This window comes from Chitinophaga sp. HK235, assembly GCF_018255755.1.
In the GTDB taxonomy this organism is placed as follows: Bacteria; Bacteroidota; Bacteroidia; order Chitinophagales; family Chitinophagaceae; genus Chitinophaga.
Map to the genome: position 1 here is coordinate 582,170 of NZ_CP073766.1, position 23,082 is coordinate 605,251.

The 23,082-nt window shown below is 46.5% G+C and carries 18 protein-coding genes; 8 read left to right on the top strand and 10 right to left on the bottom strand.

The genetic code is table 11. From position 1 onward, the window contains the following. Positions 1–4: 4 nt before the first annotated feature. The 4 genes from KD145_RS01630 to abc-f all read right to left on the bottom strand — a co-directional run bounded on the left by KD145_RS01630 (position 5) and on the right by abc-f (position 5,493). Positions 5–1,282, bottom strand: coding sequence for a TolC family protein (locus KD145_RS01630; protein ID WP_212004183.1), 1,278 nt, complete (start codon positions 1,280–1,282; stop codon positions 5–7). Positions 1,283–1,380: 98 nt separating this feature from the next. Then, complete coding sequence (locus tag KD145_RS01635) at positions 1,381–2,748, bottom strand: cell wall metabolism sensor histidine kinase WalK (protein WP_212004184.1); 1,368 nt, start codon at positions 2,746–2,748, stop codon at positions 1,381–1,383. Between the two features lie 6 nt (positions 2,749–2,754). After that, complete coding sequence (locus KD145_RS01640) at positions 2,755–3,441, bottom strand: response regulator transcription factor (RefSeq protein ID WP_212004185.1); 687 nt, start codon at positions 3,439–3,441, stop codon at positions 2,755–2,757. Between the two features lie 78 nt (positions 3,442–3,519). Beyond that, positions 3,520–5,493, bottom strand: a complete 1,974-nt coding sequence (abc-f, locus tag KD145_RS01645; protein WP_212004186.1) for a ribosomal protection-like ABC-F family protein — start codon at positions 5,491–5,493, stop codon at positions 3,520–3,522. A 228-nt stretch (positions 5,494–5,721) separates the two neighbouring features. Here abc-f and KD145_RS01650 point away from each other — a divergent pair, with 228 nt between their 5' ends. Beyond that, positions 5,722–6,312, top strand: a complete 591-nt coding sequence (locus tag KD145_RS01650; protein ID WP_212004187.1) for a DUF3347 domain-containing protein — start codon at positions 5,722–5,724, stop codon at positions 6,310–6,312. Positions 6,313–6,382: 70 nt separating this feature from the next. Beyond that, positions 6,383–8,743, top strand: coding sequence for a TonB-dependent receptor (locus KD145_RS01655; protein WP_212004188.1), 2,361 nt, complete (start codon positions 6,383–6,385; stop codon positions 8,741–8,743). A gap of 22 nt (positions 8,744–8,765) precedes the next feature. On the opposite strand, the gene KD145_RS01660 is transcribed toward KD145_RS01655, so the two are convergent. Continuing rightward, positions 8,766–9,290 carry a hypothetical protein gene (locus KD145_RS01660; RefSeq protein WP_212004189.1) on the bottom strand — a complete coding sequence of 175 codons (525 nt, stop codon included), beginning with the start codon at positions 9,288–9,290 and terminating at the stop codon, positions 8,766–8,768. 30 nt (positions 9,291–9,320) lie between these two features. After that, the gene (locus KD145_RS01665) at positions 9,321–9,632 is read right to left on the bottom strand and encodes a hypothetical protein (RefSeq protein WP_212004190.1); all 312 of its coding nucleotides are present in this window, start codon (positions 9,630–9,632) and stop codon (positions 9,321–9,323) included. Positions 9,633–10,101: 469 nt separating this feature from the next. Here KD145_RS01665 and thrS point away from each other — a divergent pair, with 469 nt between their 5' ends. Both thrS and infC read left to right on the top strand, forming a co-directional pair. Continuing rightward, positions 10,102–12,042 carry a threonine--tRNA ligase gene (thrS, locus tag KD145_RS01670; RefSeq protein WP_212004191.1) on the top strand — a complete coding sequence of 647 codons (1,941 nt, stop codon included), beginning with the start codon at positions 10,102–10,104 and terminating at the stop codon, positions 12,040–12,042. A gap of 169 nt (positions 12,043–12,211) precedes the next feature. Then, the gene (gene infC / locus KD145_RS01675; RefSeq protein ID WP_212004192.1) at positions 12,212–12,889 is read left to right on the top strand and encodes a translation initiation factor IF-3; all 678 of its coding nucleotides are present in this window, start codon (positions 12,212–12,214) and stop codon (positions 12,887–12,889) included. A 75-nt stretch (positions 12,890–12,964) separates the two neighbouring features. Here infC and KD145_RS01680 read toward each other — a convergent pair whose 3' ends face one another. Further along, positions 12,965–13,477 (bottom strand): hypothetical protein, encoded by a 513-nt coding sequence (locus tag KD145_RS01680; protein WP_212004193.1) that lies wholly within the window; start codon positions 13,475–13,477, stop codon positions 12,965–12,967. A 16-nt stretch (positions 13,478–13,493) separates the two neighbouring features. Further along, positions 13,494–14,081 (bottom strand): HD domain-containing protein, encoded by a 588-nt coding sequence (locus KD145_RS01685; protein ID WP_212004194.1) that lies wholly within the window; start codon positions 14,079–14,081, stop codon positions 13,494–13,496. A 178-nt stretch (positions 14,082–14,259) separates the two neighbouring features. Between KD145_RS01685 and KD145_RS01690 the strand changes: the two genes are divergently transcribed. Beyond that, the gene (locus tag KD145_RS01690; RefSeq protein WP_212004195.1) at positions 14,260–15,237 is read left to right on the top strand and encodes a cation diffusion facilitator family transporter; all 978 of its coding nucleotides are present in this window, start codon (positions 14,260–14,262) and stop codon (positions 15,235–15,237) included. Between the two features lie 101 nt (positions 15,238–15,338). Here the strand turns inward: KD145_RS01690 and KD145_RS01695 are convergent, their stop codons facing one another. Then, complete coding sequence (locus KD145_RS01695) at positions 15,339–16,550, bottom strand: serine hydrolase (RefSeq protein WP_249219709.1); 1,212 nt, start codon at positions 16,548–16,550, stop codon at positions 15,339–15,341. 319 nt (positions 16,551–16,869) lie between these two features. Here KD145_RS01695 and serA point away from each other — a divergent pair, with 319 nt between their 5' ends. From serA to KD145_RS01710, 3 genes are all read left to right on the top strand, one after another. Continuing rightward, positions 16,870–18,105, top strand: a complete 1,236-nt coding sequence (serA, locus tag KD145_RS01700; RefSeq protein ID WP_212004196.1) for a phosphoglycerate dehydrogenase — start codon at positions 16,870–16,872, stop codon at positions 18,103–18,105. A 214-nt stretch (positions 18,106–18,319) separates the two neighbouring features. Continuing rightward, positions 18,320–19,105 carry a hypothetical protein gene (locus tag KD145_RS01705; RefSeq protein WP_212004197.1) on the top strand — a complete coding sequence of 262 codons (786 nt, stop codon included), beginning with the start codon at positions 18,320–18,322 and terminating at the stop codon, positions 19,103–19,105. A 21-nt stretch (positions 19,106–19,126) separates the two neighbouring features. Beyond that, the gene (locus KD145_RS01710; RefSeq protein ID WP_212004198.1) at positions 19,127–20,722 is read left to right on the top strand and encodes a S41 family peptidase; all 1,596 of its coding nucleotides are present in this window, start codon (positions 19,127–19,129) and stop codon (positions 20,720–20,722) included. Positions 20,723–20,769: 47 nt separating this feature from the next. Here KD145_RS01710 and KD145_RS01715 read toward each other — a convergent pair whose 3' ends face one another. Further along, positions 20,770–23,013, bottom strand: coding sequence for a family 20 glycosylhydrolase (locus KD145_RS01715; protein WP_212004199.1), 2,244 nt, complete (start codon positions 23,011–23,013; stop codon positions 20,770–20,772). Between the last annotated feature and the right edge of the window lie 69 nt (positions 23,014–23,082).

Sequence of the window (23,082 nt, forward strand, 5' to 3'; positions counted from 1 at the left end):
GTGCTTAGTTTTTAAATAATTCTTGTCCTGTTGCGTAATTAAGTTCTTCATAAGCGTTTACCCGGTTGGATAAAAACTTGTTGATGTTTTTGGCGTTGTCGCTGTAGCTGTTGAAATAGTCGATAAACTGCAGCAGAGAGATATTTCCTTTACTGAAGTTTTTGGCTACTTCAGCAATGAGTGTATCAAATTCATCCTGGAAACGGTGCAGATCGAAGCTCTTGTAACGTTTCTCCAGGGCTACGATGCGCTGGTAGGCGTTCAGCACTTCTGTTTGTGCAACAGACTGCTGCTGTTGCAGCTGTTGTTTCTCTGCACCTATCTGCAGCTGTGCTGCGCGGATATTACCCTGGTTGCGGTTCCACAGCGGGAGGTCAATGCCCAGGGTAAGGCCTACGAAATTATCGATATAACTACCTTTTTTGTCATATGTGGCACCCACGTGAAGGTCTGGCACTGCCATGGATTTTTGCAGGCGGTAGTTGAGTTCAGCTGTCTGGTATTGCACGCTCGCAATCCGCACATCGGGCCGGTTGATGGCCACACTGTCGAGCAGCGGGGATAATTGAATATGATCGAGACGATAAGGGGCGAGGTCTGTATTGCTTACCACTGCTTCATAAAAATCCTGGCTATGCAGTAACTGCTGTAGGTTTTTCTGCGCTTCCAGTTCTTCCTGTTTCAGATCGGCATAATCGTTTTCAATACCTACCTGCAGGGCCTGCAGCCTTACCAGGTCGGCATGTGCCACACTACCTTTTTTATCTGCGGCTACATAGGCGTCTACGATACGCTGCAGGTTTTCGAGTTGTTCTTTCAGTACTTTGCCTGTCTGGCGGCGGTAGTAAAGGGTATAGAAGTTTTCGCGCAGATGCAGGCGAAGGGTACGTACCAGCTCATCGAAGGTCGCTTCGTTCATTCTGGTGGCTGCTGCAGCGATCTGGATGTTTTTGTTTCTTTTACCTGCCAGTTGTATCAGCTGGTCGATGTTATATTGTGTTTCGCCGCCGGCGCCTACATTAAAGGGCTTGAACTTGTCTGTACTACCGAAACCCAGTACTGTGCTGAATGATGGGTTGCTCCATAATTTTGCCTGGCGTGTCAGTGCTTTGGAGGCATCGATCTGGTAACGTTGTGCCAGCAACAGATAGTTCTTGACCAGGAAGGAGTCTTCTACGGCCTGAAGAGTGACCGTTTTAACGGGAGATTGTGCCTGTATAGGTTGTATAATGCCCAGGCTGATAATGCATACTGATAGAATCAGTGCCGTCTTGGTTCGCATAATGCCAATTTTCATGGTACAAAGCTCCCCAAGCCAAATTAAAGACGGCTTTAAGATGTATTAAAATCATATTAAAAAAGCATTAAGACAAGATGAGGTCAGAGATGGGGGAGTATTACCGTGAAAGTATTGCCTTCTTCATTGGAGGTTACCGTGATATGGCCATTATGTATCTGAACGATCTTTTTACAGATAGAAAGTCCCAGGCCGTGACCGCGCGTCTGGTGCGCATTTTCGCCACGATAAAATGGTTCAAAGATTTTGTTGATCTCGTCGGCAGTGATAAGCGGCCCCTGATTTTTGATTTGTACAGTAATATATTGGGTAAAGAAATCGATGCATACATGCGCACTGTTATCCGGAGAAAACTTGCAGGCATTGTCTACAAGGTTCAGGAAAAGCACTTTCAGCAGGCTCTCGTTGCCAAAGCAGGTCACCAGCAGTTCGTTTTCGGGTACTTTGATAAACTGAATATCTACCTTGTTTTGAGCCTTCTGTTTTAAACGGATCAGATTAGCCATGTCCATCAACAGTTCATCGATCCGTACATTGGCGAATACAAACTGTTCCTGGTTCAGCTCTGACTGCGCCAGCTGAAGCAGTCCATTGGAGAGGTCTGAGAGGTTTTCCGCATCTTCCAGTACAGAGGCAAGCACCGACTGGTATTCTTCCTTGGTTCGTTCTTTCGACAGAGTTACCTGTAGCTGGCTGATAATGGCGGCGAGGGGAGTACGCAGTTCATGCGAGGCGTTGCTCACAAAACTTTTCTGCAGGTCAAAGGAATCACTCAGACGTTGCAGCATGGTATTGAAGTTAGCGCCCAGTGTGGCAATTTCGTCTTTTCCCTTAACAGCCACCTGGGCATCCTGCATGTTATTGGCGTTGATACTGTCTACCTGTTGTACCAGACGGTCGATGGGTTGTACCATTTTCCGGGCAAAGAAATACCCGACACCCACGAGGATAAGGACAGCGGTGACCAGTTCCAGCAATAGTATCTGACGGAGGTTTTGCAGGTTCTGGAAACCGTATTTATCAAAGGAAGATACCAGCACGATCACCGACATGTCTCCTTCAGTGTAGTACACGCCTACTACTTCGCCGTTGCCTTTATCATAGCTGTACAGTTTATTTTGTTTGATAAAATCCAGCAAGCTGCGGTGAGTACGGATGGTGGTGTCTTTCAGGTTGCTGTACAGCAGGTCGTAGGACGGATTGTATACCAGGATGGTTTCCTTGTACAGGTCCTGGAAAGTGGTACGGTCCAGCTTACGCAGCAGATCTACCTTTACATTGCCATCTTCAATAATTACATTGGCGATAGATCGGGCGCGGTATTCGAGCCTTTCGAGGTATTCGGCTTTTCTGGATTTGGCAGAAAAATAATAAGCGAGCACGGCAAAGGCGATCAGCATCAGGGAAGCTGACAGGGTATAATACAGTGCTATTTTATATTTTATCTTCATGCAGGGTTATTCTTCCGCAAGATAATACCCCATACCGGTTTTGGTATGTAGCAACTTCTGTTCAAAGTCTTTATCTATCTTTTTGCGGAGGAAATTCATGTATACTTCAATGACATTGGTGCCGGTATCAAAATCAATGTCCCAGACCTTTTCGGCAATGGTCAGTTTGGAAATGACTTTACCCTTATGCAGGGCGAGGAAGTCCAGCAGCTGGTATTCTTTGGCGGTGAGGGCAATTTTTTTGCCGCCGCGGGTCACTTCTTTTTTCTCACGGTCTATCTCCAGGTCGGCAATGGTGATCTTGTACTGTGTGCTGTGCGGGGCTTCAGATCCGGCGCGTTTCAGGAATACACGGATACGGGCCAGCAGTTCCCGGAAATCGAAGGGTTTTACCAGATAATCGTCGGCTCCCAGTTCAAATGCCTGCATTTTATCTTCCACACCTCCCAGCGCGGTGAGCATGATCACCGGTACGCGGTTGTTTTTGCGGCGGATGACTTCGCAGAGTTCATATCCGTTGTTATGTGGCAGGTTGAGGTCGAGAATGACGAGGTCATAGTTATTGCTGGCAGCAAGGCTTTTTCCCATCCGCCCGTCGTATGCTACTTCCACGTCGAAGCCATTTTCTTCCAGGCCCTTTTTAACGGCATTGGCTACTTTGACTTCATCTTCGACCACCAGTATTTTTTGCATAAAGGGAGATTTTATGATCAGTTACGAATGATCAATTACGAATGATGATCTGTTCGTAATTGATCATTCGCAATTGATTTAGCTTACCAGGTTGGCTTCCAGCTGCATGATTTTCTCGAATAACTGTTCGTACTGTTCGTTGGCTCTCTCGAGGAATTTCATTACTTCCTGGTATTCGCTTTCTACCTGGGCAAATTTAGTTCTGTCATTATAGGTGCCTGGGTCGCCTAAGGAGGCTTCCAGGTTGGCTTTGCGTTCTTTCAGGCTGGCCAGTTGCCCTTCTACCTGAGAAAACTGTTTCTGCTGTTTTTGCAGTTCCCGCTGTACATCCTTATTGATGGCGCCTTTGGTGGCGGGAGCGGGGGCACTGGCTTCAGGTGCCTGTTTGTTTTCTTTTTTACTTTCGCTGGCGGCAGGGGCTTTTACCTGAGTCTGCTGTGCCTGCGCCTGTGCGGCCATTCTTTTTTTCCACTCTTCGTATTCGGTATAGGTACCTTTAAACTCCTTGATTTCACCATCAACGATTTCCCAGATCTTGTTGGCGGTCTGGCTTACAAAATAACGGTCGTGCGATACCAGTACCAGGCTGCCTTCATATTTGCTGAGGGAATCAATCAGCATCTGCACGGAGTTCATGTCCAGGTGGTTGGTAGGCTCGTCGAGCATGAGGAAGTTGGCCTGGCTGATGATAGTCTTGGCCAGGGCTACCCTTGCTTTTTCACCTCCGGAGAGGATACGGATCTTTTTAAATACGTCATCGCCGGTGAAGAGGAAGCAGCCCAGAAGCTGGCGTAATTCCAGCTCTGTACGGCCGGAGCCGAAGTTTTTCAGCTCGTCCAGGATCTCACTGCCCAGGTCCAGCGATTCCAGCTGATGCTGGGCATAGAAGCTGGTGACTACGTTGTGGCCCGGAACCCGTTCTCCTCCCATGGCTTCCATACCCGCTATTATGCGTAGGAGGGTGGATTTACCCTTACCGTTGGCGCCTATCAGGGCAATTTTGTCGCCTCTGTTGATTTCGGCGCTGGTATTCTTTAATATCTGGATATCACCATAGTTTTTGCTGATATTATTCAGTGTACACAGGATCTTGCCCGGTGTTTTGTCTACGGTGAAGTTCATCTTGATTTTAGACGGACCATTGTCTACCTGTTCCACTCGTTCCAGTTTATCGAGCCTTTTGGCGATACTCTGTGCCTGTGCGGCTTTGGAGGCTTTTGCTTTAAAACGCTCGATAAAGCGTTCCTGCTGACGGATGTAGTCTTGTTGGTTTTCGTAAGCCCTTTGCTGCATTTCGCGGCGCAGTTCCTTTTCCACTTCATAGTCGGCATAGGAGCCTGCGTAGTGGTGCAGTTCCTGCTGATATACTTCCACGATTTTGTTCACCATACGGTCCAGGAAATAACGGTCGTGCGATACGATGATCACGGCGCCATTATAGCCTACCAGATAACGTTCGAGCCATTCGATGGAGGGAAGGTCAAGGTGGTTCGTGGGCTCGTCAAGCATGAGTACGTCGGGCTGCTGCAGGATCAGGCGGGCCAGAAGCACGCGCATACGCCATCCACCGGAAAACTCGCTATAGGGGCGGTCCAGGTCGGCAGTGGTAAAACCAAGGCCTTCCAGCACCTGAGCGGTTTTGTGCTTCATGTTGTAACCGTCCAGCGCTTCAAATTCATGAAGGGCATCACTGAACTGATGCAGCAATTCTTCTGTCTGGTCGTGTTCCAGTTCTTTGGTGAGCCTTTCGATTTCCTTCTCCAGTTCCAGCGCTTTGCCGAAAGCCATCATACCTACGGTGAGGATAGACTCCTGTGTTTCAAAGCTGAGCAGGTCCTGGTTGAAGAACCCGATCGTCAGGTTCTTGCTTTTATTGACGCTTCCTTTGGAAATGGAATATTCGCCGTTGATAATACGCAGCAGGGTTGACTTGCCAGTTCCATTCAGTCCGATAAGGCCAACGCGATCACCCGGCTCAATATGCCAGGAAGAATTTTCCAGGATAACCCTGGATCCAAACTCAAAAGTAATGTCCTGTAATGCGATTAACATAGAATCAAAAATTGTATAAAAACGTGCAAAGGTAACCAGAACTTATATCATTTTAATGTTTAGCTGGTTTTTGTGTAATTTATATGTATTACTAGCTGTTTAATAATTAATTAGAAATTAAAAAGTTTTAATGGAGATTAAGATTTTAACATTTTCTGCCTGATTTTCAGTCCGCTTATTATTACTACTTTTGCGGGGCGATGCTATCGCCTTAAAATGCTACCATCTATGAACTTTAGCGTATGTGTTCCCATAGGGACCTTTTTGATAGCAGCTGCTTTGTACGGATGTCAGCAGGCTGCCCCGAAAACGACAGAAGAAGCGGCTACTACACCTGCCGCAGCTTTACAGGCGCCATACAGCCAGGTGTATTACGACTCCCTGCAGCTGGCGATGCATTCCTATTATCAGCTGGCGGATGCCCTGGTAAAAGCAGACAGCGTGGCGGCCAACAGTGCGGCGGCAGTCCTGAAACAACATATGGACAGTTTGCCGGTTCAAAGCCTGCAGATGGACAGCTCCCATCTGAGCATCATTACCGGCACCACCGGCAGTATCAGTGCTGAACTGGCCGGCTTTGAAGGCGAAACAGGCCTGGAAGGTAAACGCGCCTCTTTCCAGATGGTGTCTGATATGTTATTTGACCTGGTTAAGAATACAGGCCTGAAAGGAAAAACTGTCTACCATCAGTATTGCCCCATGGCATTCGATGATAAAGGGGCTTATTGGCTCAGTGAGAAGCCTGAGATCCTCAATCCTTACTTCGGAAATAAAATGCTGCATTGCGGCGAAACAAAAGATACTTTAAGTTATCAGTAATTACTTTGAAAGGTAAATCGTAAATTACTGTCTATTGTCCTCGCCAAACCCCGGGACAATAGACAGTAATATGAAGATTGTCTGTAATACTGTTACTTTCCTGATAACCCTTATTGTTTGCGTGTCTGCTCAGGCACAGCGCTATACCCTTAGTGGGTATGTAAAAGACAGTACCAATGGCGAATTCCTCCCCGGAGCCACTATTCAGATAAAAGATGCCGGTACCGGCGTGCAAACTAACAATTACGGTTTTTACTCTCTTACACTGCCTGCGGGCACCTACACGGTGATCTATTCTTTTGTTGGCTACGAAAGCAAGGCCTTTATCTTCCACCTGAACAGCAATACAGTCCGGAACATGGAAATGCTGCCACATTCCTATGTAGCCCAAGAGGTGGTGATCACCGGGCAGCAGCAACATGCGAATGTAAAAAGTACAGACATGGGGCGTATTGAAATGACAGCAGTTGACGTAAAGAAACTGCCGGCACTGATGGGGGAGGTGGATGTGCTGAAGGCACTGCAGCTGATGCCTGGTGTGCAGGCTGCGGGAGAAGGTAATGCCGGTTTTTATGTACGCGGTGGCGGCCCCGATCAGAACCTGATCCTGCTGGATGAAGCTCCCGTCTATAACACCGGCCACCTGTTTGGTTTTTTCTCCGTCTTTAATGCAGATGCCATCAAAAATACAACACTGATCAAAGGCGGTATGCCCGCCAACTATGGCGGACGGCTCTCTTCTGTAGTAGATATTGCCATGAAGGAAGGTAATAATAAAACTTTCCAGGGAGAAGGTGGTATAGGTCTCATTGCCTCGCGATTGTCACTCCAGGGGCCTCTCAAAAAAAACAAAGCCTCCTTCATCATCTCCGGCCGTCGTACGTATATTGATCTCATCACCAAGCCCTTTATCAACAACACTAGCTATAGCGGCTCTGGTTATTACTTCTATGACCTCAATATGAAAATGAATTATATCCTTTCTGATAAAGACCGTCTGTTCCTCAGTGGTTATCTTGGAAGGGATGTCTTCAGTTTCTCCAGCTCCAACCGCCGTTTTGAAGTGAAGATCCCCTGGGGCAACAGCACCGCTACTTTGCGCTGGAACCATGTGTTCAACAGCAAGCTGTTTGCCAATACGTCCCTGATTTATAATGATTATAAATTTCAGTTCAACGCCCTGCAAAACAATTTTGATATACGGCTGTCTTCGGGTATCAGTGATGTCAATGCCAAGCTGGATCTGGATTATTTTTTAAGCACCCGGCATCATGTCCGGTTTGGCGGAAACTATATCTACCATGTATTTACACCCAGTACAGTGAGTGGGGGGCAGGACTCCACCAAATTCAATCCGGAGAATGCTTTTAGGAAATATGCCCATGAAGTAGGTGTTTATCTGATGGACGACTGGGAAATATCACCTCGTTTACAACTCAATGCCGGTGTGCGTTTCAGCGGTTTTATGCAGATAGGGCCCTATATACGTTATATCAGAGATGCCTCCGGCCAGTCGGTAGACAGCGTAAAATTTGCCTCCGGTCAGCCAGTCAGGAGCTATGGAGGCCTCGAGCCGCGTATTATCCTGCGGTATGCCTGGAATGATAATAGCTCCGTGAAGGCAGCAGTGACGCGTAATTACCAGTTTATACACCTGGTCTCCAATACGGGCACTACGTTGCCTACAGACGTGTGGGTGCCTAGTACTTACCTGGTAAAACCCCAGCTGTCATGGCAGTATTCGGCCGGCTATTTCCGCAACTTTAAGGAAAATACTTACGAAGCCTCTGTGGAAGTCTATTACAAAGATATGCGCAACCAGATCGAGTACCGGGAAGGATATACACCTTCGCTAACCGATCCGGAGCTGGACTTTGTTTTCGGCAAGGGGGAGGCCTATGGTGCGGAACTTTTTATCAATAAGAAAAAGGGGAGGCTTACGGGCTGGCTGGGTTATACGCTGGCATGGACCTGGCGGGAGTTCCCGCAGTTGAACAAAGGAAAACGCTATCCGGCCAAATACGACCGTCGTCATGATCTGGTGGCTGTAGCCACCTGGGAACTGAATAAGCGCTGGAGTTTGTCGGGTGTGTTTATTTACGGGACAGGCAACACGACCACACTGCCGGAACGATTTTATTTTATGGACGGTACGCTGATACAGGGTTACGGGAATATCAATTCATACCGTATGGCCTCCTATAACCGGTTGGATTTGTCGGCTATCTATACCCCGAAGCCTAAAAAAGAAAAGAGACGGATTAAGAGCAGTTGGACCTTCTCAATATATAATGTGTACAGCCGGAAGAATCCCTATTTTATTTATTTCGATCAGGAGGGAAGTGTTGCTGATGGGTCTTTGACAGTAAAAGCCAAGCAGGTATCATTGTTTCCGATTATCCCTTCTGTGACGTATAACTTCAGATTTTAATGAGAATAGGTGGAGGAGGGGGTTATTTTTTAAATGCCATAAGAAGCCCGAGAATACCTGAGAGGATGATAATGGCTTCTACCACTCCTATGATTTTGATGAATTTGTTGAGGTCTTTGTAATTGGCGTCGATCTTGTTGTTCAGGTTATTGTTTAAACTATCCATCTTGTTGTTCATATTATCCATCTTGTCGAATACCTCTTTGAAATCGGATTTTATTTCTGCTCTCAAATCCTTCATTTCTTTTACGAAAGCATCTTTGGTGACTAGTGTTTGCTCAATTTGGATTTTGAGTTGTTCCACTTTGTTGTCTACCTCCTTTAATTCCGCTTTGGTGGCCATGGTTTCTTTGATCTCACGGATGCTGTTTTCCATTTTTACTTCCAAAAGTTGCAGCTCCGCTTTGGTGGCCAGGGTACTTAGCTTTTCGTCATAGTGGGAACAGATCGTGGTGTCCAGTTCATTGACGAGTTCCATAGCCTTTTCATCACTGAGATGCAGGTCAAGCCTGAAGATGTCATAAATTTTTAGACTGTTAGCGAACATGAATTTTGATTTGGTTTGAAATATGATGAGTTACACAAAGTATTTTTTAAGAAACACTAGTATCAACAATACTCCAAAAAAGAGTCCTTGTACGAAGAAGAAAAGATTTCTGAAACTCAATAAGGAAAAGTCCCATTTTGCTTGCCTTGCCATTTTTTCAAGTTCATCCTGCTTCTGGGTGATTTCCTTTAGATGGTAGTTAATAGGATCAAACTTGCGCCATTCCCAGTTTTCCATCTTGGATAAATCGGCTTCCATCTTATTGATTGTTTCCTTTAGAAGCTTTAATTGGAAGTTTAATGTATTAAATTCATTATCATATGATTTTGTGATTGATTGCACATAATGAATGTTTTTGAATGATATGACAAAGGTATCCCGAGTCATCGATCATCCCAATTTTTTGCACAATATTTTTTTGTATTTTCTTTGGGAGAGAATTGGAAATGAAAGGAAGGGTAGTTGTTGAGTGTGTTTATAGTAGCGGGTTCTGTCGTTTTGGAGACTTGTTGGGATTTCGGGAAAAAACAGCGGATTTTTCTCCGGCTAACGTCATTGTGCAATAAAGATTTTGTCAGGTTTTTGAGAATTTGCCGATCAGCTGTTTTTTAAAGTGAGGCAAATTTGTTATATTTGTTTACTTGTTAACTTTCAGGACTGATACCCCACCGCCGTATGGATAATTATTTTTAAAATCCTGTGATTCACTGGCGGACTAAGCAAAAGCTAACAAACTATTTCTTAACTTCGCAAACATTTTATAAAGGAAATATAGCGCATATAAAAAAGTATGACGCTAATAGTAAAACGTATGATAAATATCACTTTTCCGGATGGCGCAGTTCGTCAGTATGAATCGGGAGCAACTGCATTGGACATTGCCAAATCCATCAGCGAAGGATTGGCACGTAAAGTATTGGCAGCAAAAGTTAATGGGCAGGTAGTTGATGCTACACGCCCGATTACAACGGATGCAACGTTGCAGCTCTTGACGTGGACGGATACAGATGGTAAGTCTACCATGTGGCACTCCTCCGCGCACCTGATGGCCGAAGCCCTGGAAGCATTGTATCCCGGTGTGAAACTGGGTTATGGTCCTTCTATTGAAAACGGGTTTTACTACGATATTGATCTGGGCGACCGCACCATTTCCGATGAGGACCTGAAGACGATCGAAGCTAAAATGGTAGAGCTGTCTAAAAAGAACAGCGAATACATACGCAAGGATGTAAGCAAAACAGACGCACTGGCCTATTTCACCGAAAAAGGAGATCCTTACAAGGTGGAAACCATCAACGAACTGCCTGATGGAAGCATCACCTTTTATACACAGGGAGGCTTTACAGACCTGTGCCGCGGACCACATATCCCCAATACCGGCTTTATCAAATCAATCAAGCTGACCAGCATTGCGGGTGCTTACTGGCGGGGTAATGAGAAAAACAAAATGCTTACCCGCATCTACGGTATTACCTTCCCTAACCAGAAAGAGCTGGATGAATACCTGGCACTGATTGAGGAAGCGAAAAAACGTGATCACCGTAAGCTGGGCAAGGAACTGGAACTGTTCACCTTCTCTGAAAAAGTAGGGCTCGGTCTTCCAATGTGGCTCCCCAAAGGTGCTATGCTGCGTGAAAGACTGCAGCGTTTCCTGCAGGAAGCCCAGTTAGCCAGCGGTTATCTGCCGGTAGTAACACCGCATATCGGTAGCAAAAATCTGTACGTGACTTCCGGTCACTACGAGAAATACGGTAAAGACAGTTTCCAGCCTATCCATACACCGGAAGAAGGTGAGGAGTTTATGCTGAAACCAATGAACTGTCCGCACCACTGCGAACTGTACAAAAGCTCGCCTAAATCCTACAAAGATCTCCCTGTGCGCTTCGCCGAGTTTGGTACCGTATACCGCTACGAGCAGCATGGTGAACTCCACGGTCTTACCCGTGTAAGAGGATTTACTCAGGACGATGCCCACTTGTTCTGCCGCCCGGACCAGGTAAAAGAAGAGTTCCAGAAAGTGATCGACCTGGTGATGTATGTGTTCAACAGCCTCAGCTTTACCGATTACACTGCACAGATCTCCCTGCGCGATCAGGAAGACCGCAGCAAGTACATCGGTTCTGAAGAGAACTGGAACCTCGCAGAGCAGGCCATCATCGAGTCTGCCGCTGAAAAAGGACTGAAGACAGTGATCGAATATGGTGAGGCCGCTTTCTATGGACCGAAACTCGATTTCATGGTGAAAGACGCCCTGGGCCGTAAATGGCAGCTGGGTACCATTCAGGTAGACTATAACCTGCCCGAACGTTTTGAACTGGAATATATTGGAGCAGATAACATGCGGCACCGCCCGGTAATGATCCACCGTGCACCGTTTGGCTCACTGGAGAGATTCATCGCCGTTCTCATAGAACACTGTGGTGGTAAATTCCCGCTTTGGCTGGCACCTACACAGGTGAAAATCCTGCCCATCAGTGAGAAGACCCAGGCCTATGCAGAAAAAGTGGCAGAATTGCTAAAAAAAGCGGAAATTCGCGCAGAGATTGACGATAGGAGTGAAAAAATAGGTAAGAAAATCCGCGATACAGAACTGGCTAAAATCCCTTACATGCTGGTCCTCGGTGAAAAAGAAGCTACTGATAATATTGTAGCAGTACGCCGTCAGGCTAAGGGGGACCTCGGAACCATGACCCTGGAACAATTCATCGCAACGGTGAATGAAGAAGTCATCAACCGTAAGCCAATTGAGTAAGCAATTTCAAATGTGGAAAAAAAGTATATAAAACAATGAACATTCCTTGATTCAGGTATGTTAATTGCACTGAAATTTCCTCTTACTTTTGTATAAGTTGTCTCTGGTCCATGCGTGTAATGTGGACCATGGACTTTGGACAATTAATTAATAAATTTTAATTTTTTTAATGCAACAAAAACCCAGACCAAATTTTGGCGGTAATAATAGGGGTAAAAACCCAAATTTCCGCAGGGAACAACAACAAGAACACCGGACCAACAGGATGATACGCGTTCCTGAGGTCAGACTGGTAGGTGAGAATATAGAGGTGGGCGTCTACAGGACCGAAGAAGCGTTGCGCATGGCCGAAGAACAAGGCCTGGACCTCGTTGAAATTTCTCCGAACGCAGTACCCCCTGTTTGTCGCATCATCGACTATAATAAATTCCTCTACGAAAAAAAGAAGAAGGAAAAGGAAATGAAGGCCAAGGCGCATAAAAGCGAGGTAAAGGAAATCCGCTTTACGCCTAACACCGACGATCATGACTTCGACTTTAAAGCCAAACATGCTGAAAGCTTCCTGAAAGAAGGTAACAAGGTGAAAACCTATGTACAGTTCAAAGGTCGTGCGATCATGTTTAAGGAGCGTGGAGAACTGATCCTGCTGAAGTTTGCCGAAAGGCTGGCTGAGGTCGGTGGTCTCGAAAGCATGCCTACCATGGAAGGTAAGCGTATGATCGCCATCTTCGCCCCGAAAGGAGCCAAGAAGAAAGAAAAAGAACCTAAAGAGCCCAGAGAACCCAGAGAGCCCAGAGAGCCAAAGGAGCCACGTGCTGCTGAAAGCAAACCTGAAGAAAAGGCTTAAGCTTAACTGGTATCTTTAACTTATACAGGCGGCATCAACAAGTAGTTTATACTTGTTGTGCCGCCTTTTTGTTTGTCAAAGGGAGTTCATCACTTTCCTGGCCCTCGAACGAATGCCGGGCGAAGGATCGTTTTCCAACAAGTCTTCCAGTACCACCCGGATCTCGTTTTTAATATCCGGATATGCTTTGGCCAGATTGGCCAGCACTGTCATAGAGAAGGCTTTGATAGCAATCATTTCCTTCGGGTCTTCTATATAATGGAAACAGGCGTTCATCACCTCACCATGCAGTTCGGGAGGCAGATTCATATCCTGCATTACCCTCAGCACATTACGCTTCACAGCGGAAGGTAGTCCCGGCATATCCATCCGGCTTACCATATTCTGTAAATGAGGCTCCAGTAAGGAGGGATGCTTGTCTGCCACAATACTGATAATCCAGGCACTCCGCTGTACTACCCGGTACTCATCTTCCAGAAAGAGTTTCATCAGCAGGGCAAAACGCTGGGCATCCTGCCCAATCCAGCCCGCGATATAGAGGGAATGTTCTTTATTGTGCGCTGTCAGTATTTCCTTGCGTAAATCCATAGACAGCAATATAAAATTATTCTTCCAGTTGGCCATAGGCCAGCAGATACCGCAACATTTTGTCCCGCATACGTTCCAGGTCTGTTGCTGCTACCGGCATATCAGGATCCTTTCCCATATCATCCCATATCCTCAGTTGTATATACTGTTCAAACAAAGGGTCTGCTCTGAACACCATGGCCTCTGATTCTGTCATCGGACCACCCTGGTATTGTAATGTTTCCTTGCTCGCCTCTGAGAGCGTTTCATAGTAGGCGCTGTCTGTCCAGGTCAGGTATCTTTTGGCAGCTACATGGCTGGCCACCAGCTGACCCATTCTCGCCGGAAAACCACAGGATACCAGATAGCGGTAACCGATGGTGTCGTGGGCCCGGGCACCGTAAATGTCCATCTGCCCGCCTGCCTCAAAAAAGTGGCCGATATCATGTAAAAAAGCTGCCAGTATCATCTCATCATCAAAGCCTGTCTGTTCCGCTATCAGTGCCGATTGCATCATGTGCATCAACATGGTCACCTGCTCTCCGTAAGCATGATGGCCATGCTGCTCATACAACCCGAAGAGCTCGTCCACAATAGCGGTAGCCCGGATTTCTCTGTTTGTCATTTTCGTTTATAGGTTTACGTTAGGATTTAAATTGTTATGAGGAACGGGATCTGCCTATTAAGATCGGAAAATTTCTGCTGAAGGGTGTTACCGGAATATTAATTTTCAAGACCGGATACCACTCCCGTTCTGAGAATAACATTACCTTTGCGGTTTATCATACACTCAATCTGGACCCTTGCTTAGAAGAGAATTACGCGTCATCCTGGTGTCGCTTATTGTTAGTTTTATCTTGACGGTGGCCAAATTTGTGGCCTTTTATATGACCCACTCCGTAGCAATCCTCTCTGATGCAATGGAGTCCATCATCAACGTAGTCGCAGGTGGCTTTGCCTGCTATAGTATTTACCTCTCCGGCAAACCCAAAGATGCCAATCACCCTTATGGGCATGGTAAGGTGGAATTTTTCTCCATCGGTTTTGAAGGGGCCATGATCTTTTTTGCAGGTGTGCTCATCCTTTTTAAAGCGGTGCAGTATTTTATCAGCCCGAAAGAGCTGCATAGCATGGAAAGTGGTTTATGGCTGCTGGGAGCTACCACCATGGCCAACCTGCTGCTGGGACTATACCTGATCCGGGCCGGCCGGCAACTGGACTCCATTACCATCAGCGGCAACGGCCAGCATATCATGACAGACGTATACAGCAGCGCAGGGCTGATAATTGCCCTGAGCGTAATTCGCTATACAGGTTGGAACTGGCTGGACCCCGCTGTTTCGGTCCTGATGAGTGTACTGATTCTGACTAAAGGTTACCAGCTGATGCGCCGCTCTATCTCCGGCCTCATGGACGAAACAGATATGAAAGTGGTGGACAAGGTGATTGCTATATTGTCGTCTCACCGGGTGCCTAACTGGATAGACGTTCATAATATGAGGGTACAACAATACGGCAACAACTACCACATCGATTGCCATATCACCATGCCTTATTATCTGAGCCTTAACGAAGCGCATGATGAAATGAAAAGGGTGGAAGTACTGGTCAATAAAGAGTTTGAAGGGGGAGAAGTAGAGTTCTTTATTCATATGGATCCCTGTATCCCTTCCTGCTGCCACTATTGCCTGAAAGATGCATGCCCGGTAAGGCAACACGCTTTCACCGGAGAAATCACCTGGACAAGGGATAATGTGCTGCCCAACAGAAAACACGGGTAGGACTATATCCTTTTTTAGATAAAATAGAGAAGCGAAGATGACCATGCTATGGTAATCTTCGCTTCTCTATTTATACGACTGTTTTAAAAATCCGTTGGAGATTATTCTGCTCCGGCTTCTTCACCATCATCATGTCCCAACATTTCCCGGATAGGCTTTACAGCCTGGTATATGCCACGGTTGTATTTGTTGCCCAGGATGATCAGGGTGGTAGTATCTTCCACAAAACGGTAAAACACAGTATTGTTGCCATGCCACCAGCCATTGTGGTAAACAATATTTCTGGTACTGTCCGGATATACCATCAGCCGCCATCCCAGCCCGTAGTTGCGGATGCCTGCTTTTTCATGGCTGTAAGGTGTATACGCAGCTTTCAGTGTGGCTGAATCGAGCAAATGCCCGGAATACAGTGCCTGGTCCCATTTCAGCATATCGCGTGCGGAGCTGTAAATACCTTTATCGCCCATCACTCCGTCGAAATAAGTATCTGGTTCTGCCTGCCCGTTATACTTATGACTTTGGGTCTGATGCGGATGAGGTGCAGAGGTAGGGTCATATACAAAAGTATTGACCATATGCAGCGGCTTGAAAAATGTCTGCTGCATGAAGTCAGCATATTTTTGTCCGCTGACCTTTTCAATAATCGAAGCCAGCAGGAGATAATTTGTATTGCAATACTGGAAGTGAGTATCCGGCAGATGCTGGATACGCGGCTTATGTTGTTCCATCAGTCTGATCACCTCATCGTTGGTAAGGAAACCAGACTGGTCTTTTACCAGGCTATCGCAGAAATACAGATAGTTGGGCAAACCGCTGCGATGATTCAGCAGCATGCGCACCTTAATACCTTTATAAGGGAAATGTGGGAAGAACTTCTGCAGGGAGTCTTCCAGGCTCAGCTTCTGTTTTTCGGCCAGCCATAATACAGCAGCGCCGGTAAAGGTTTTGGAAACGGAGGCAAGCTGAAACGCTGAGCTGTCCATAACCGGGTTTTTGGTGCGGTAATTTTCGAAGCCATGATATTGTTCGAAAATGATGACACCTTTTTTAGCAACAATGATGGCTCCGTTGAAGCCGCTGCGTAATAGTTTGTTGCTGTAAAATGAACTCAGGTCCTGTTGTAATTGCATGGTGCGCGGAGCTTTGAGGATAGCCTCTTTTTGCGCTGCCGTTAAATTGAGCGTGTACAAAGTACTGTCTGATATGGCTTGTTTTCTGCTTGCTTTGATACGCGCGGCATTGCCCTGACAACTGGAGATAATGGCAATACCTGTGATAGATAAGATGATGCTTACTGCTTTCAATCGCTTCATTAGAGGTGATTCACTGACTTACTTAATGCTGATTCTCTCTCGATAAAATACAAGGCGCTAAAATTATACTCATTGTCTTTGTGTACCAAATATTACCTGACTCTCGGCAAGCTTTTAATATATTTTTAAGCCCGTTGCTTAATAAACATCAAAAAAAACAGGATGGAAGCGCGTTTTTTTTGATAAAAATCTAATTTGATGACAACAGTATTTGATAATTCCTCAACATCGAGTAGGTTTGTGCCTTGTTTGACCCGCGTAACCGCAATTATTAAGCCAATTGCGTGAGTAAGTTTTACATATAATTCTTTATAATATCATGGAACAGGTAAAGTCTACAAGTTATCCGAAAGAAAAGATCAGCATTTTATTGTTGGAGAATATCAGCGACGCTGCAGTGGCAGAATTTACCTCCGCAGGCTATAGTGTGCGTAAAATGGCTGGTGCGCTCGGTGAAGATGAACTGATCAATGAAATCAAGGATGTTCATTTATTGGGAATCCGTTCCAAAACACAGGTCACCCGTAAAGTGCTCGAAGCAGCCAGGAAACTCCAGGCAATAGGTTGTTTTTGTATTGGTACTAATCAGGTAGATCTCAAAGCTGCCACCGAACATGGGGTGGCTGTTTTTAATGCCCCTTACTCCAATACCCGCTCCGTAGCAGAGCTGGTTATCGGTTTGTCTATTGTTCTGATCCGTCGTATTGTTGACAAAAACGCTGCCGCCCACAACGGCATATGGATGAAAGAAGCAAAAGGAAGCTACGAGCTGAGGGGTAAAACACTCGGTATCGTGGGTTATGGTAACATCGGCAGTCAGGTAAGCGTACTGGCAGAAGGGATGGGCATGAACGTGATGTATTATGATGCTGAAACCAAATTGCCTTTGGGTAACGCTGTACAACAGCGTTCTCTGAAAGAGCTGTTCGAACAGGCAGACATCATTTCCCTGCACGTACCTTCCAATAGGTCTACCGAAAATATGATCAATCGGGAAACACTGTCTTATGTAAAAAAGGGTGCTATCTTCCTGAACTATGCGAGAGGAGAAGTAGTTGATCTGGAGGCGTTAAAAGAAGCGCTTGAAAGCGGACAACTGTCTGGTGCAGCAGTTGACGTGTTCCCGGTAGAGCCGGAAAAAAATGGTGCAGCTTTCTCCACGCCGCTGCAAAAGTTGTCCAACGTAATCCTGACACCGCATATTGGTGGCAGTACCGAGGAAGCCCAGCACAACATCGGCCTGGATGTAAGCAGCAAACTACTCAACTATCTGGAAAAAGGTGCCAGCTTTGGTTCTCATACCGTGCCGGCTCTTAGCGTACCACCCATTGAAAATACCCACCGTATTCTGCACGTGCACCAGAACGTGCCCGGTGTGCTGTCTGCTATCAACACCGCACTGTCTGAAAACAAAATCAATATCCTGGGCCAGTACCTTAAAACCAACGACCAGATTGGTTATGTGGTACTGGACGTAGACAGACAACTGTCTCAGGAAGCACTTACCTTGTTGAAAGACGTTAAACATACCATCAAGGCCAGACTGCTGTATTAATTGTTTTATAATAATATAGATAAGGGAGAACGGATATTGAAAAATCCGTTCTCCCTTATATCTTTCTGCTGTAACTCCACATCACCGTTTGTCTTCCTTCCAACTTTATTTAAGGCCTTTTCGTCGATTCTTTTTCCCGCTTATACGCTTTTTCAGTAAATTGTTTCAGATTTGTTTATTAACCTTGCAGGCGTAACAGAAATCAAACAATCGCATGAACAGTATCAAAGTACGTATAGCAGGGGCCGGATTGATAGCAGCACTGCTATGCCAGGTTAATCTAAACGCGCAGGACAGTGAATCCAACAAGTGGGTCCCTGATCATATCAAAATAGACGGCCAGGCCACCGAATGGCCCAAGCCCCTACAATTCTATAATAACGATACCAAGCTTTTTTATACGATCGCCAATAACAAGGATACGTTGTTTATTGTTGTCAGCGTGCCCGACAAACTAAGCCAGCAGCGGATTATGCGCTCAGGAATGAGTATATCCATCAATCCGACGGGGAAGAAAAAAGGAGGAGCGACCCTTACTTTCCCGCTTACGACTGAGGCGGCACCAACACCGGATGTACCCCAGGAGTCGCGGCAAAAGGTAGCGGACGAATGGAAAAAGCAGATCCTGGCTAATGTGAAGGAAGTCAAAGTAGAAGGGTTTACCGGTATTGCAGACGGCAACATTCCTGTAAACAACTCCTACGGCATCCGTACCGCCTCCACTTTCGATGGGGCTGGCAACCTGGTATGTGAAATGGCTGTACCCCTTACCGCAGCAGGAATACCTGCCGGATACGATAAGCCGATCGCATATCGTTTTAAAGTTAATTCGCTCAGTAATGCCGAACGCAAGGAGCACGAAAAAGCCATGAGAGAAAAAATGGCCAAAGCAAAAGAACAGGGTGGCGGCCCCGGCATGGCCATGGACCCCGATTTTAACATGATGTTGTTCTTCTCCAACGAATTCTGGACCAGACAAACATTAGCAACACACCCGTAATTCACTGTCATAACTATTGCTATGTATAAAAATCTGTTTACCTCAGGAGCCAGGGCAGCCTTCACCGGTATTGCCTGCGTGATCATGTTGATTGCCTGCCGCAAAGACAATAAAACGTCTCCGGACCCGACAACCAATCCTGTTAATAACCCTACTGGTAGTCAGTCTAAAGATGAAGATTCCCTGAAATACCTGATGTATCAGATTATGCAGGTTACTTATGCAGATGGAGGAAGAACGCCTTCCCGCGGTTTGCCTACATATTACTGGTATTCACAGGTGCCGTCGCTCAATCCGCTGGACAGCAAGTATGCCAACGCTGACAGTTTGCTGTCAGTTATGAAAACATATGCGATCAACCCGGGAACTACCAAGCCATATGATCATTACAGTTTCCTGGATCGTAACGGCGTACTCACTAACAAGCTCTTTAACGGTGTTTCCGCGCAGACATTCGCTGCCACCAATAAAGGAGACTTCGGTTTTGATTATGGCGTAGCACTGGACAGGTCTAACAATGCCCATATCTACGTGTTGTACGCGGATAAAAACAGTCCCGCCGGTCAGATCGGTGTTACCCGCGGCTGGGAAATCATCTCCGTTAATGGCAACAGTAATATCAATACCAGCCAGGCTTTCCTGGAATCAACGTACAATGCTATCTTTAGCAGCAGCTCCGTTACACTGGGATTCAAACGGCCTGACAATACTACCTTCACCCAAACACTGAATACAGGAAGCTATAATGTCAATCCGGTTGTTTTTGATTCCGTGCTCACTGTAACAAATCCAACGACCCTGGTAAGCAAGAAGGTGGGCTATTTCTCCATGTATACGTTCTCCAGCGTGATCAATTCCAATGGACAGGCTACCTTCACGAGAACAGTGCTGGATCAGCTCTTCTCCAAATTTCAGGCACAAGGTGTTACCAGCCTGATCGTAGACCTGCGCTACAACGGAGGTGGTGCCGTTTCTACCGCGGAATATCTTGACAACGCTATCGCGCCAGCCTCCGCAGCCGGAAACCTGATGTACCACACGATCTATAACGATAAGATCATGGCACAGATTTCTGATGTGAAACTGACGACTACCACCAATTTTGCAGCCTCTACCAGCCGCCTCACACTGGATAATGTGTTCTTTATCACCAGTGGCAGTACTGCTTCGGCCAGTGAGTTAACCCTCAACAACCTGAAGCCATACATGACTGTAAAACTGGTGGGTGAAAAAACATATGGCAAACCAGTAGGGTTCATTGATTTCAACATCTCTGTTTTTGATCAGAACCATAGCCAGAAATACCTGGCAGATCTGTACGCCATCAATTTTGAAACTAAAAACGCAAATGGAGTGGGAGGGTATTATACCGGTATTGATGTGGATGCTGCAGCAGTAGACTACGTCAATGTTCCCTGGGGTAGTACTACCAGAGATGCCAATCTGATAGCAATCGTAAATTATATAAATACCGGCAGCTATACTGTTCCGGGAGCCCGTATGGCTACTCCTGAGCTGGACAATCTCCGGGTAGGAATACCGGCGCTGAAACCGGTGAATGGTTTTAACGGCATGGTGGACTATGAACGTAGCCGCGCTTTACGCTTAAACCGTTAAGGTTATTTGCAGGAAGACGCTTGTAGCGTCTTCCTGCAAATAATTTATCAGTATACAATTATCTCATCCGCAAACATAAATCCCCGTTGTTCATTGCGGGCATGTACCCTGATATAACGGGCTTGCTGTTCTTTCAGGTCAAACTTAAAGTCCTTGAAAGTCAGTGTGGACAAGCTCACCGGAACATCATTGTTAACCTGCTGCACAGTACGGAAATTTTTACCATCATCAGAAAGTTGCACTTCTACCCAAGCCGGTATATATACACCAGGGCCGGTAAGTTGCATGAAGTTGATGGATAAACTGCGCAGTGACGTTACTTTCTCCAGGTCCACTGTTACATCCATATCTCCCAGAAACCCTTGCCACTGACCGTCTCCATAGGTTAATGATCCGCGGTAACCATTTACTAGTGTCGCTTCTTTTTGCGCTGCATACTTTTCATTGTAAGGCCGGTTGTAGATCACCTTTTTTCCCAGTGCCAGATGATCATCCACAGCCAGTACGGTAGGTTTGCCTTTCATCACGGTGTCCTGGAAAATGGCCGCCGTTATGATCGCTGAGCCGGATACCGTAAATCTGCCGGTATACAAGGAAGAATTTTTATCCGGCATTTTCCCATCCAGTGTATAACGGATGGTTGGTTTGTACTGCTCAGAGCTGAAGGTGATGGCCGCCTGATGTTGTGTGATATCTATCTCCGGATGTATATTAACCACATAAGAAGGGCGATAATAATTTACGTTTAACCGTTGGAGTAAGTGATAATGGGATTGCAACCGTTGTTGAAAATTGTCCCAGTTTTTATGCAGCGTGTCAGACCATACTACTTCCGAAAGGGCTATCAGCCTGGGATACACCATATACTCCAGATGGTTGGTATGGGGAATATATTCCGTCCAGATATTAGCCTGGGCGCCGAGTACATGTTGGGCGGCTGCAGCGTTAAGCTCACGGGGAACCGGTTCATAACTGTATACCTTTTCCAACGGAAGATATCCGCTGATGGCTTCCGGCTGTGTTGCAGGATCGGCCTGATAGCTGTCGAAATAACAATGGGAGCCGGGTGTCATCACCACATCATGTCCTTCTTTAGCAGCAGCGATACCACCACTTTCACCACGCCAGGACATCACTGTTGCTTCCGGTGCAAGGCCGCCTTCCAGTATTTCATCCCAGCCCAGCAGTTTGCGGTGGCGGGAGATCAGGAATTTTTCCATCCGGCGGATGGCATAACTCTGCAATTCTTTTTCATCCTTCAGTTGTTCTGTCCGGATGCGTTGCTGGCATTTGGGGCATTGTTTCCATGCCTTAGTGGAAGCTTCGTCGCCGCCGATATGGATATATTTTGAAGGGAAGATGCTGATCACTTCATCCAATACATTTTGCAGGAAAGCAAAAGTGGAATCGTTGCCCAGACAAAATTCCGAGTTTTTATAAGGGGTGCCGGAGCAGGAGAGTTCCGGGTAGATGGCCAGCACTTCTTCAGAATGTCCGGGCATTTCAATCTCCGGGATTACAGTAATACCGCGGGCTGCAGCGTAGGCTACGATGTCACGGGCTTCCTGTTGTGTATAGTAACCTCCGTATGCATTAGGGTCTCCTTCATGAGAATAGCGACGGTCGCCGTTCTTCCACCATTCTTTCCAGTTACCATGGGTGCGCCAGGCGGCCTGGCGGGTCAGTTCAGGATAACGTTTGATTTCCAGTCTCCAGCCCGCGCCATCGGTAAGATGCCAGTGGAAGGTATTCATCCGGTACAATGCCATCAGATCGATAAATCTTTTGACATAAGCAGCGGGAAAATAGTTACGGGACACGTCGAGGTGAACACCTCTGTATCCAAAGCGTGGCTGGTCGCTGATATCGGCACAGGGCAATAAAGATGGGTCGGGCTGCAGCAGGCTTAACTGGAGCAGGGACAGGGTGGCGTTGATAGCGCCTGCTTCTGAACGGGCCTGGACAGTTACACTGGCCGGGGTGATGCTGATCCGGTATCCATCCGGATGTGGAACGGCAGAGGCGTTTACCCGTTTGAAAATGATAGCAGACTGGTGAGGGCCTGCTTTTGCATCAGCAGGCAGGGTCCCCATTTTTTGTAAGAGCTGAGCGGCCTGCCGGAAATCCTTCCCCGGAAAAATCAATCCTTTGGCATTCATCCTGAAAAATCCAGTGCCAGCGGTAATATGTGCTGGTCGCGGGATCAGGTCAAGATTACCGGTATACTGTGCTTTCCCCGGAAGAATACTACAGGCAGTCAATACTAATATGCTGACACAATGCTTAAACATACAACTCAAAAAGATTAAGCGGCAATGATAGGGAAAGAATCACAAAAAAGAGAATGAAAGGGATATAAA

What these genes read in the sequence shown, in the direction of transcription:
- KD145_RS01660 (WP_212004189.1), bottom strand. Translation starts at nt 9,290, where the DNA reads ATGTTCGCTAACAGTCTAAAAATTTATGACATCTTCAGGCTTGACCTG.
- KD145_RS01650 (WP_212004187.1), top strand. Translation starts at nt 5,722, where the DNA reads ATGAACTTTAGCGTATGTGTTCCCATAGGGACCTTTTTGATAGCAGCT.
- KD145_RS01705 (WP_212004197.1), top strand. Translation starts at nt 18,320, where the DNA reads ATGAACAGTATCAAAGTACGTATAGCAGGGGCCGGATTGATAGCAGCA.
- KD145_RS01685 (WP_212004194.1), bottom strand. Translation starts at nt 14,081, where the DNA reads ATGACAAACAGAGAAATCCGGGCTACCGCTATTGTGGACGAGCTCTTC.
- KD145_RS01695 (WP_249219709.1), bottom strand. Translation starts at nt 16,550, where the DNA reads ATGAAGCGATTGAAAGCAGTAAGCATCATCTTATCTATCACAGGTATT.
- KD145_RS01710 (WP_212004198.1), top strand. Translation starts at nt 19,127, where the DNA reads ATGTATAAAAATCTGTTTACCTCAGGAGCCAGGGCAGCCTTCACCGGT.
- KD145_RS01630 (WP_212004183.1), bottom strand. Translation starts at nt 1,282, where the DNA reads ATGCGAACCAAGACGGCACTGATTCTATCAGTATGCATTATCAGCCTG.
- infC (WP_212004192.1), top strand. Translation starts at nt 12,212, where the DNA reads ATGCAACAAAAACCCAGACCAAATTTTGGCGGTAATAATAGGGGTAAA.
- KD145_RS01640 (WP_212004185.1), bottom strand. Translation starts at nt 3,441, where the DNA reads ATGCAAAAAATACTGGTGGTCGAAGATGAAGTCAAAGTAGCCAATGCC.
- KD145_RS01655 (WP_212004188.1), top strand. Translation starts at nt 6,383, where the DNA reads ATGAAGATTGTCTGTAATACTGTTACTTTCCTGATAACCCTTATTGTT.
- KD145_RS01715 (WP_212004199.1), bottom strand. Translation starts at nt 23,013, where the DNA reads ATGTTTAAGCATTGTGTCAGCATATTAGTATTGACTGCCTGTAGTATT.
- KD145_RS01680 (WP_212004193.1), bottom strand. Translation starts at nt 13,477, where the DNA reads ATGGATTTACGCAAGGAAATACTGACAGCGCACAATAAAGAACATTCC.
- thrS (WP_212004191.1), top strand. Translation starts at nt 10,102, where the DNA reads ATGATAAATATCACTTTTCCGGATGGCGCAGTTCGTCAGTATGAATCG.
- KD145_RS01635 (WP_212004184.1), bottom strand. Translation starts at nt 2,748, where the DNA reads ATGAAGATAAAATATAAAATAGCACTGTATTATACCCTGTCAGCTTCC.
- serA (WP_212004196.1), top strand. Translation starts at nt 16,870, where the DNA reads ATGGAACAGGTAAAGTCTACAAGTTATCCGAAAGAAAAGATCAGCATT.
- abc-f (WP_212004186.1), bottom strand. Translation starts at nt 5,493, where the DNA reads ATGTTAATCGCATTACAGGACATTACTTTTGAGTTTGGATCCAGGGTT.